8 protein-coding genes and 1 riboswitch are annotated in these 10,068 nt (G+C 66.3%); of the genes, 5 read left to right on the top strand and 3 right to left on the bottom strand.

Translation table 11 applies throughout. The annotated features are described in order from the left end of the window. Positions 1-269: 269 nt before the first annotated feature. Positions 270-441: riboswitch (M-box (ykoK) riboswitch) on the top strand. Positions 442-711: 270 nt separating this feature from the next. Beyond that, positions 712-897, top strand: coding sequence for a hypothetical protein (locus AB0B89_RS31775; protein WP_358560156.1), 186 nt, complete (start codon positions 712-714; stop codon positions 895-897). 152 nt (positions 898-1,049) lie between these two features. Beyond that, positions 1,050-1,622 carry an FxsA family protein gene (locus AB0B89_RS31770; protein ID WP_358560154.1) on the top strand — a complete coding sequence of 191 codons (573 nt, stop codon included), beginning with the start codon at positions 1,050-1,052 and terminating at the stop codon, positions 1,620-1,622. A gap of 164 nt (positions 1,623-1,786) precedes the next feature. Here the strand turns inward: AB0B89_RS31770 and AB0B89_RS31765 are convergent, their stop codons facing one another. The 3 genes from AB0B89_RS31765 to AB0B89_RS31755 all read right to left on the bottom strand — a co-directional run bounded on the left by AB0B89_RS31765 (position 1,787) and on the right by AB0B89_RS31755 (position 4,567). Then, positions 1,787-2,131: an RNA polymerase-binding protein RbpA gene (locus AB0B89_RS31765; RefSeq protein ID WP_184981820.1), complete on the bottom strand. Its 345-nt coding sequence runs from the start codon at positions 2,129-2,131 to the stop codon at positions 1,787-1,789. A gap of 172 nt (positions 2,132-2,303) precedes the next feature. After that, positions 2,304-3,650 carry an MFS transporter gene (locus AB0B89_RS31760; RefSeq protein WP_358560152.1) on the bottom strand — a complete coding sequence of 449 codons (1,347 nt, stop codon included), beginning with the start codon at positions 3,648-3,650 and terminating at the stop codon, positions 2,304-2,306. Between the two features lie 113 nt (positions 3,651-3,763). Further along, on the bottom strand, positions 3,764-4,567 hold the full coding sequence (locus AB0B89_RS31755) for a glycerophosphodiester phosphodiesterase (protein WP_358560150.1): 804 nt from the start codon (positions 4,565-4,567) through the stop codon (positions 3,764-3,766). A gap of 198 nt (positions 4,568-4,765) precedes the next feature. On the opposite strand from AB0B89_RS31755, the gene AB0B89_RS31750 reads away from it, so the two are divergent. From AB0B89_RS31750 to AB0B89_RS31740, 3 genes are all read left to right on the top strand, one after another. Beyond that, the gene (locus AB0B89_RS31750; protein WP_358560148.1) at positions 4,766-5,182 is read left to right on the top strand and encodes a hypothetical protein; all 417 of its coding nucleotides are present in this window, start codon (positions 4,766-4,768) and stop codon (positions 5,180-5,182) included. A gap of 172 nt (positions 5,183-5,354) precedes the next feature. Next, positions 5,355-6,191, top strand: a complete 837-nt coding sequence (locus AB0B89_RS31745) for a hypothetical protein (protein WP_358560146.1) — start codon at positions 5,355-5,357, stop codon at positions 6,189-6,191. A gap of 5 nt (positions 6,192-6,196) precedes the next feature. Next, positions 6,197-9,670, top strand: coding sequence for an RHS repeat-associated core domain-containing protein (locus AB0B89_RS31740; protein WP_358560144.1), 3,474 nt, complete (start codon positions 6,197-6,199; stop codon positions 9,668-9,670). Positions 9,671-10,068: the final 398 nt, after the last annotated feature.

Here is a 10,068-nt window from a genome sequence, read left to right as displayed (position 1 = left end):
GGACGAACTGAGGGAGATCATTATGATCGACTACACGACCAGGTGGTCCCTTCCTCGTGGCAACTGGGTGGTCCCATCAGGCTGGCAAGCGACACAAGTCTGGGTCTGACCGAGATGAACGGCTCTGGCGCGAATCCCGTGGTCAAGCCGTGTTCCGCCCACCGGCATGATCGGCCTTGGAGGCCGGCCGCACGGCCCGCGGCCCGAGCAGGGAGATCTTTCGCGGCCCCGCTTGACGGCGGCGCCGAGCAGCGGGTTTCCTGGAAGACGCGGCACCTCGTTCGGCGAGGCGTCTGCGCGGATACAGGCCACTGACCCCACGACATCGAGAGATGCCCAGGGCCAGGACAGGTCTCCCCGGCTTAAGGGGTGACCCCAAGTGGCTTCCCGGATTCGGGATCACGCCGCGCAGTGCCAATACTCTTACATGAGGGGTGCCGCCGATCCATGTGACCATCCGTCCGTGACCGCGTGCGCGGGATGTGCGCGCACGCGCCGAGGCGGCGAAGGCAAGGCGAAGGCAAGGAGGTGGGCGCGATGGACGGCGACTGCCATAGTCACCGATCCCATTCCCTGACACCCCGCGCCCGCCACCGGCCGCGGCGAAACTGACCATGCGGTCCGGGGCGGCGAGCCCCGGCCCCCGTCCGCCTTCGCACCGGTGCGGTGCCCCCGCGGGGCGTCCTCTCACGAAGGTGGAGGAGGTCCGCCATGACCATCACGATCAAGCTGCTGCCAAGCGGTGACCTGGGCCGGGCGCTGCGCGCGCTCTGGCCTCTGGCCCTCATCGCCCTGCCCGCGGTCGTAGAAGCCGCCGGCGCGTCCCTGCTCGTGCGCCTGATGCTCGACATCACCATGCGGATGGCCGACCACGCCATGAGCCCGCGGCAGGCGTAGGCGGGCACCCCGCCCACGCGAGCGGACCGGCCCGGGGGAGCGGCTCCACCGGGCCGGCCCGGGATACCGCGCCGAAGGTTGGACACGTGGCCCCGGAAGGGAACCACCGGGTCAGGTCCGGGCGTTGTACCTCGCGAGGTGAGGGGGAAGCCATGCTGCGTGTGCTGCTGTTCATAGCGTTCCTGGTCGTGCCGGTGCTGGAGATCTGGATGCTCATCCAGATCGGCCAGGTGATCGGCGGCTGGCAGACCGTCGGCCTGCTGATTCTCGACAGCCTGCTCGGGGCCTGGCTCGTGCGGCTGGAGGGCCGGCGCGCCTGGCGGGCGCTGCGCGAGGCCCTCAACTCCGGCCGCATGCCCGACCGCGAGCTCGTCGACGGCGCCCTGGTGGTGGCCGGCGGCACCCTGCTGGTGACCCCGGGCTTCCTCAGCGACATCGCGGGGTTCTTCCTCATCCTGCCGTTCACCCGGCCGATCGCGAGGCGCTGGCTCGGCTGGTTCCTTGGCCGCCGCGTGCGCGTCATGGCCGCGGGGTCGCCCTTCGGCATGATGTTCCCGCAGGGCGGGCCGGGCGCGGGCGACGAGTCGCCGCGGGGCGGCTCCCGGGTCGTCAGCGGGCAGGTGGTCGACGACGAAACCCCCGCCGGCCGAGGTCCGGGCGCCTACGGCGACACGCCCGGACGGCCGTCCCTGCGCCCGCACGGCGGAACTCCCGACAACGGCTAGACCCCCGGGGTACGGCCGGACGTCTGGGGTACGGCCGGACGTCTGGGGTACGGCCGGACCTCCGGGCAACGGCCCTCCGGGCGACGGCCGGACCAGGTCCCGTGCAGGGAAATGGCGCCCCCGGAACCACCCTGAGGTGGTCCGAAGGCGCCGGTAGGTTTGGTTCAGGCGCTCTTACGCCGCTGTGCCCGAAGGATCGCCAGACGCTCGTTGAGCACCTCTTCGAGGTCCTCGATCGTTCGGCGCTCCAGTAGCATGTCCCAGTGGGTGCGCGGCGGCTTGGCCTTCTTCTGCTGAGGCTGCTCTGCATCCACCCTTAGCGCGGTGGCGCCGCAACTGCGGCACTCCCATGTCGCCGGGATCTCCGCCTCCGCGGCAAGGGGCACGTCGAAGCGATGGCCCTTCGGGCAGGTGTAAGGCACCTCCTGGCGCGGGGCCAGATCGGTGTTGCGGTCGTTCTCGTAGCTGGTGGCTCCGAGCCGGGTACCGCGAAGTGCACGCTCGCCCATGTTTCAATGCCTCCTGAGGGCCCCATTGTGAGGGGTGGGTCTCCACGGCTTACAACGCTTGATACCGTGGATGGATTCCCACCCTTGGGGTGATCCAATCGCGCTTTTCGCCTCGGGCCCTCGGTGCCCTAAAGCTGATCTTCGTCGCGTCAGGGGCGGGTGTGCCCCCTCGTCAGACCCGTGCGGGCACCTCGTTGCCCGCCTCCCGGATGGCCCGGGGCAGGTTGACCACCGTGAGCAGCGCGAAGCCGACCACGAAGAAGATCACCAGTGACAAGATCGCCACGCGGTAGCTGTCGGTGAGCTGGAGGGCCAGGGTCAGGGTCAGCGAGCCGAGGAAGGCCGAGCCCTTGTCGCTGATCTCGAAGAGGCTGAAATATTCCGCCTCCTTGCCCGCCGGGATCACCAGCGAGTAGAGCGACCGCGACAGGGCCTGGGTGCCGCCCAGCACGATCGCGATCAGGAACGCGATGGCGTAGAACTGGACCGCCGCGCCCTTCTCCAGGAAGTACGCGACCGCCACCACGGCCGTCCAGACCACCAGGCTGACCAGCACCGTGCGCTTGGTGCCGAACCGCGACGCGAGCCACCCGAGCAGCAGGGCCCCGCCGAAGGCGACGAACTGCACCATCAGGATCGCCGTGATCTGCACGCTCTTGCCTAGCCCGAGCTCCTGGTCGGCGTAGGTCGCCGAGAACGAGATCACCGTCTGCACGCCGTCGTTGTAGATCAGGTAGGCGAGCAGGAACAGCAGGCTGCGCGGGTAGCGGCGCAGGTCGGCGATCGTGCGGCCGAGCTGGCGGAAGCTGCCGCCGACGGCCTGGACGGGCGTGGCGTCGTGGGTGGCGACCCGGCGGTTGCGCAGGCGCACCAGCGGGATCACGGTGAACAGGGCCCACCACAGACCCGCCGAGGCCAGGCTGATGCGCACCGCCAGGCCCTGGTCGATGCCGCTGCCCTCGTACAGGAACAGGTTCACCGCGAGCAGCAGGAAGCCGCCGAGATAGCCGAACCCCCAGCCGCGCGAGGAGACCGCGTCCCGCTCGTCCGGACGGGAGATCTGGGGCAGGAACGAGTTGTAGACGACCATGGCCGCGCCGAACGCCACGTTCGCGATGACGAACAGCACCCCGCCGAGCACGTAGGCGTCGCCCGAGACGAAGTAGAACCCGAGGGTCGCCGCCGCGCCCACGTAGGCGAAGAGGGCGAGCAGTTCCTTCTTGCGGCCGGTGTGGTCGGCCAGGGCGCCGGCGACCGGCATGATCACGATCTGCAGGACCACCGAGATGGTCACGATGGCCGAGAAGTACGCCTTGGCGCGGAAGTCGAAGCCCAGGAAGCCGACGAAACCGTCCTCCCCGCCCGCGGCCTTCTCGGCGAGCGTGGTGAGGTACGGGCCGAGGAAGACCGTGATGACCGTCGTCTGGAAGCCCGAGTTGGCGAAGTCGTACCAGTACCAGCCCCGTTGCTCGCGCTTGCGCGTCTCAGGCAGTTCGTCGGCGGCGATGGAGGTGGTCATGGGGGGTGCTCCTGGCCTCGTCGGGGGGCTCGGGGATGAGTGGAGGGGCTACGGCGTGTGGTGGAGGCCGGGGCGCGGGGTCAGGCGCGCGGGTGCCCCCTGCCAGGGGAAGGTCACGCGTGCGCGGCCGGGCGGCGTGGATGCCACTGGCCCCGGGCGCGCAGGACGTCCCGCAGGCCCGAGATGTTGTCGGTCATGATCCCGTCCACCCCCAGGTCGAGGAGGCTCTCCATCACGCGGGGGTCGTCGACGGTCCACACGTGCACCTGCATCCCGAGGGCGTGGGCCGTGCGGACCAGGGCGCGGGTGGTGACCCGCATCCCGCGGAACCCGACGGGCACCTGCGCGCAGGGGATGCGCTCCTTGGCCAGCCCGCCCAGCAGGCGGCCGTACCCCGAGCCGAGGGCGGCGGCACGCAGCCTGGCGACGCCGCGCGGGCCGAGCGCCGAGCAGACGGGGCGACCCATGGCCATGCGCGCCCTGGCCAGCCGCAGGTCGGAGAACGAGGTCAGGCAGATCCGGTCGTAGGCGCCGGTGCGCCGGATCGCCTCCGCCAGCGGGCCGATCGCCTGGGCCTCTTTGACGTCGATGTTGACCCGCACATCGGGCCAGGTGCCGAGCAGGTCCTCCAGCAGCGGGATCTCCTCCACGCCCCCGATGCGGGCCCGGCGCACCTCGCGGTACGGCAGCGTCGCCAGGCGGCCCTGGCGGTCGGTCACGCGGTCGAGCGTGTGGTCGTGGAACGCGAGCAGCACGCCGTCGGCCGTCGCGTGGGCATCGGTCTCCAGGTAGGTGTACCCCAGCTCGACGGCCCTGGAGAAAGCGGCCATGGTGTTCTCCCGGCCCTCTGCCGCCCCGCCGCGATGGGCGAAGGCGAGCGGGCCCGGATGTTCGAGGAACGGGAAGCGCTGCTGCACGAGCAGGAGTATCCCCCCTAAAGGTTGCCACGTCAGCCTACGCCCATGAACATTTGGGTCACAAAGCCACCGGCCCGCGCCCACGCTCCCACTGGCCCAGCATCCGGTTGTCCTCGGTCAAGCGGTGCGGCTTATCGCCGCGATGGTCGACTGCATCCAGCGGGGTTTCCCTTCAGCGGGGTGATGGATGAGTTCGCCGTGTACGACAAGGCGATATCGGAGACCGAGGTACAGGCACATCACGCGGCACGCGCGGAGGCGCCGTACAAGCTGACGAAGATCACGCTGCCGTCGGGGCGAGTGTGGGCGGAGAACACCTATGACCCGGCCACTGACCGCCTGAAGGCCCACACCGACCAACACGGCGGGGCGTGGCAGGTGAGCGCTCCGGTGTACGACACCACCACGGGCTTGTCGACGGTGACGGTGACCGATCCGCACAACGGAACCCTCAAGTACAGCCACGACGCCTGGCGTGGGTACCGGCTGGTGGAGGAGATCGATCAAAGCGAGAACTCCAGTCTCTACACTTACGACATCGGCGGTTTCCTCAGCATCATCAGCGACCGGAACGGCAACGACACAGAACTGTTCCACGACGAGCGGGGTCGCTGACGTACTTCTACACCGACGGAACCGAGTCGGCCGTGGGCGGCGGTGCGACTCCGGCTGGGCTGGTGGAGTCGGAAAAGGACGCCAAGGGTAACGAGACCACCTACAAGTACAGCGGCGACCGGTGATCTGGCTGAGCGAAATGACCCCTCAGGGCTGGTCACCCGCTACACCAGTGGTCAGGGTCGCCTGGGACGACACCGGAGCACGCACTAGCGTCACGGACGAGGTCGGCACCGTCTTCGCCTACGCCTACACGCCGCGCGGCGAGTTGGCCTCCCGGACCGTCAAGAACTGGACGGGCAGCCCGGTCAGCCCGCAAGCTCCACGTGACGTGGTGCTGGGGTCGTACGCGTACGACCCCGACGGGCGGCTGGCATCCCGGGTCGATGCGATGGGTCGCAAGGAGTCGTACACCTATTACGGCGACGACCGGCTGTCGAAGGTGATCGCCGACGACGTCCGGGTGAATGGCGTGACCACCACCAAGGACGTCGTCTTGGAGGCCGACACATACGACGCCGCTGGTTACGTGACTCGGCAGGTGCTCGGTGGCGGAAGGGCCACTACCGACTACGTCTACGACGCCGCCGGGCGGCTGTCCTCGCAGACGTTCGACCCCGCATCCCTCAAGCGCAAGTCGGCCTACGTCTACGACGCCAACGCCAACGTGACCAAGGTGACCTCGACCGGAGCGGGCACCACCCGGTCGGAGGTGACCGAGTACGGCTACGACCAGTTCGGCGAGCTGATGCGGCAGGCGGTCAAAAATGACAGCGAGGATCTGGTCAGCACGTGGACCCGTGACGACCGGGGACTGGTCACTGCGTTCACGGGTCCGCGCGGCAACGCGGCGGGCGGCGATCCGGCCGGATTCACCAGCGATTTCCGGTACGACATGGCGGGCCGCCTGGTAGAGGAGAAGGCTCCCCAGGTCACCGTGGAAAGGGGTGGTACGGCAGGGCAGGCCAGGCCGACACGAAGTATCAGTACATCGACGCCGATGATCTGACGAAGGTGACCCTGCCCGGTAACAAGGTCACCGATCTCGTGGTGAACCCCGCCGGGGAGATCACGCAGGAAACCAACCCCCGGGGCAAGATCTCCACCCTCACCTACGATCTCGCGGGCCGCACCGTGAAGGTCACCGACCCGCTCGGCAACGCCACCACGGCGGAGTACGACCTGGCCGGCCGCCAGACCGCCGTCAAGGATCTGGACGGCACCGGCGCCACCGTGCGCACCTTCGGATTCGGCTACGACGCCGACTCCAACCAGGTCTCGGAGACCTCGGGGGAGGGCTTCGTCACGCGCAGGGAGTACGACGCGACGGGCGTGATGACCAAGCTGATCGAACCGGTGTCGGCCACCGATCAGATCACCACCACATACGGCTACGACGGTACGGGCGCGATGACGCGTACGACCGACGGGCGTGGCAACACCGAGTTGACCACCTACAACACCTTGGGTCTGGTCGAGTCCGTCGTCGAGCCGGCCACCGCCGCGTACCCGAATGCCGCTGACCGAACCTGGACGAACGTCTACGACGTCGCAGGGAACACGGTATCCACCCTGCAGCCAGGTGGTCTTCGTATCGACCGGCAGTTCGACCAGATCGGGCGGATGACCCGCGAGTCCGGATCAGGCGCCCCGGTGGCCACTCCCGAACGGGCGTACGGCTACGACCTGGCTGGGCATCTGACTTCGATCGGCGATTACACGCTGGAGTACAACGACCGTGAACTACTGACGAAGGTCTCCAAACCCACCGGGCAGGTCGCGGCATTCACCTACGACGGACTCGGCAACCCGACTCAGCGTGTGGACGGCTCGGGAACCGCGAACTTCACCTGGGACAACAATGACAGTCTGGCGACGGCCGCCGACCCGGTCTCCGGCCGGAGCTTCACCTATGGATACGACGACGCCGACCGACTCACCACTCTGACGTCCGCCGGCCCGGCGACGACACAGTCGTACACGTACGACGCCGTGGATCGGCTGAAGACCCACACGCTTAAGAACAACGCCGGCAGCCAGCTCGCCAAGATCACCTATGGGTGGGACAAGGACGACCACCTCCTCTCCAAGACCACCGTGGGCACAGCCGGCGCCGGTGCCAACACCTACGGCTACGACAGGGCAGGCCGACTGACCTCCTGGACGGCACCCGGCGGCGCGACCACCACCTACAGCTGGGACGCGTCGGGGAACCGCACCATGGCGGGGGACAAGAGCTTCGTTTACGACGAGCGCAACCGCCTGTTGTCAGGTGGAGGAACCACATACTCATACAGTCCTCGCGGCACGCTTAATACCGAGACCATCGGGAGTGTCACCCGAAACCTGGTGTTCGACGCCTTCGATCGGCTCGTCAACGACGGAGACGCCGCCTACGGCTACGACGCCCTCGGCCGGCTGACCTCGCGCGCCAAGGGCGGAACCGAACAGCGGTTCGCCTATTCGGGCTTGTCGAACGACATGGTCACAGTGACCGACGGAGCAGGGACGGTCCAGTCAAAGTACGGCCGCGACCCCTTTGGTGAGTTGTTGAGCATGCAAGAGGGCGGGCAGAGCCTGGGGGCGATGACCGACCTGCATGGCGACGTCGTCGGCACCTTCTCCGGCACCACCCTTGTGGACTCGGTCGCTTACAACCCCTTCGGGGAGGTTACCAACCGGGCCGGAACCTCTCGTTCCCTTGGTTACCAAGGCGAGTACACCGACCCGGAGACCGGAAAGGTGAACATGCACGCCCGCTGGTACCAGCCCGGCACCGGCGGCTTCGCTTCCCGCGACGACTGGTCCCTTTCCCCCGATCCGTCCATACAGATCAACCGCTACACCTACGTCAACGGCGACCCCCTCGATGGCACCGACCCCTCCGGTCACGCCATCGACAAGGGATCGGGGCCTCGGGGGTCAGGCGTCCGGATACCGACAGGGGCGTACGCCAAGAACCAGAAGGAATACCGCCAGATCCAGGAGAGGCAGCGGAGGCAGGATCGCGAGGACATAGACCGGGCGAAACGCAGGACAGAGGAGAGAAAGCAGTACGCCAAAAAGAAGCGGGACGACCAGAACGGCGACTCTGCCAAGAACGAAAAACGACAGATGCGCAACCAGAAGAACAAAAATAAGCGCATGAACGACCGGGACCGCGTCACTAACGAAAAGCGGCAGATGCGGAATCACAAGAAGCCAACTGCCAAGAAAAAGAAACGCGATCCGGTCAACCCACCGGGCACCCGGGCCAATCCCAGGACGGTGAAAAATCCACCGGCCAGCAAGTCGGCCGCCAAGAAGTGCTCAAGCACGAAATGCTCGAAGAATGACAAGTCGACGAAGAGTACTGAAAAGATCGGGCAGTTCTGCCAGAAGCGCTCGAACGCCAAGAAGCCGCAGTGCGCCGGAAACGCCAACCACGAATACGGCGGTAACAAACCGAGGAAGAGTCCCAAGCAAGACGAACACGACGTAAACAATCTTCCCGACCTCTGCAAGACATCGGCCTGCCGTAACAGCGTCACCCCCGTGACACCAAAGGGTCGCACACGCGATGTCCTTGACGATCTGGAAGACATCATCGACCTCGCGCCTTCCCCGGAGGACGTGATCGACCTCCTCACCGAAGACGCGGCCCCAGACCTTCCCCCGTCCATCCCGCCCGGCATGGACGGCGACAACTGCTCTCCCAACAGCTTCGTAGCCGGCACGCCCGTCCTGATGGCCGACGGCACCCACAAGCCGATCGAACGAGTGGCCGTGGGCGATCAAGTGCTGGCGACGGACCCAGAGACCGGCCGGACCGAGGCCAAGCCGGTGATCACCCTGATCAAGGGCGAGGGCGTCAAGAACCTGGTCAGGCTGACCATCGATGTGGACGGCGACCGCGGCTCCGCGACCGACGAGCTCACCGCCACCGACGGCCACCCCTTCTGGCTACCCAAGCTCAGACAATGGCTCACCGCCGGTCAACTCGAACCCGGCATGTGGCTCCAGACCAGCGCCGGCACCTACGTCCAGATCACCGCCCTCAAGCGATGGACCACCCATCAACGGGTCCACAACCTCACCATCGAAGGCCTGCACACCTACCATGTGATCGCCGGCGACCAAGCTGTCCTTGTCCACAACGATGGCTGGAACCCGTTCAAGAAGAAGTCTGGTTCAGCGCAGCCGTCACGCCCTGAGCCCAATGCGACCATTCGTGACTTGCTCGGATACGGGCGCCCTGATGTCGATGGTTCCAGGGAGAGCCGTGACAAGATGGATAGGATATCGGGGATGCAGGACTGGCAGTTGCTCGACTCGATCTTCGCGCCAAGTAATGGACCGGTAGACTACATTCGAGTCGGGCCTGACGGCCGAAATTTGGAAAATGGAAATCATCGGGCTCAGGAACTCCTGAACCGGGCTGCGGATCCCCATGACGATGATTGGGATTATGATACGAAGATTTACGTAGACAAACATCTGGGCTGCTAGAAGTCATGCAGGGATGCAGTGCTGGATGCTGCATCCCTGCTCAGGGGGTTGCAAATGGCGCGACAATTCCGTGGTCGGATGCGTGAGCCTGATATTGAGCATGTAGTAGTTGTGCTAATGCACAGGGCACAACTGCAGATTAGAAGAGATTCGGGAGATTTGAAACGGGATGGTGGCATTCCTGGTGGTGACGCTCAATTAAAGTTTGAGCGAATATATTGGCTCTCGGATCTGTGTCACGGCATAATTGGATCATTCGATGCACCAGCGAGGGCGCTCCGCCGAGAGCGCTTATTTCAGAGCCTTATTGTGAACACGAACGCGGGAGGTGAGAAGCGATAGCGCTTCGCTGAACGCGGTGCTGTGTGAGAGATGGAGGTTTGTTGGCCCTCCAGAGT

Source organism: Sphaerisporangium sp. NPDC049002 (assembly GCF_040649355.1).
In the GTDB taxonomy this organism is placed as follows: Bacteria; Actinomycetota; Actinomycetes; order Streptosporangiales; family Streptosporangiaceae; genus Sphaerisporangium.
This window is presented reverse-complemented; position numbering and strand designations above follow the sequence as displayed.

Excerpts from the sequence above, each read along its gene's own strand:
- AB0B89_RS31775 (WP_358560156.1), top strand. The coding sequence starts at position 712 with ATGACCATCACGATCAAGCTGCTGCCAAGCGGTGACCTGGGCCGGGCG.
- AB0B89_RS31770 (WP_358560154.1), top strand. The coding sequence starts at position 1,050 with ATGCTGCGTGTGCTGCTGTTCATAGCGTTCCTGGTCGTGCCGGTGCTG.
- AB0B89_RS31765 (WP_184981820.1), bottom strand. The coding sequence starts at position 2,131 with ATGGGCGAGCGTGCACTTCGCGGTACCCGGCTCGGAGCCACCAGCTAC.
- AB0B89_RS31760 (WP_358560152.1), bottom strand. The coding sequence starts at position 3,650 with ATGACCACCTCCATCGCCGCCGACGAACTGCCTGAGACGCGCAAGCGC.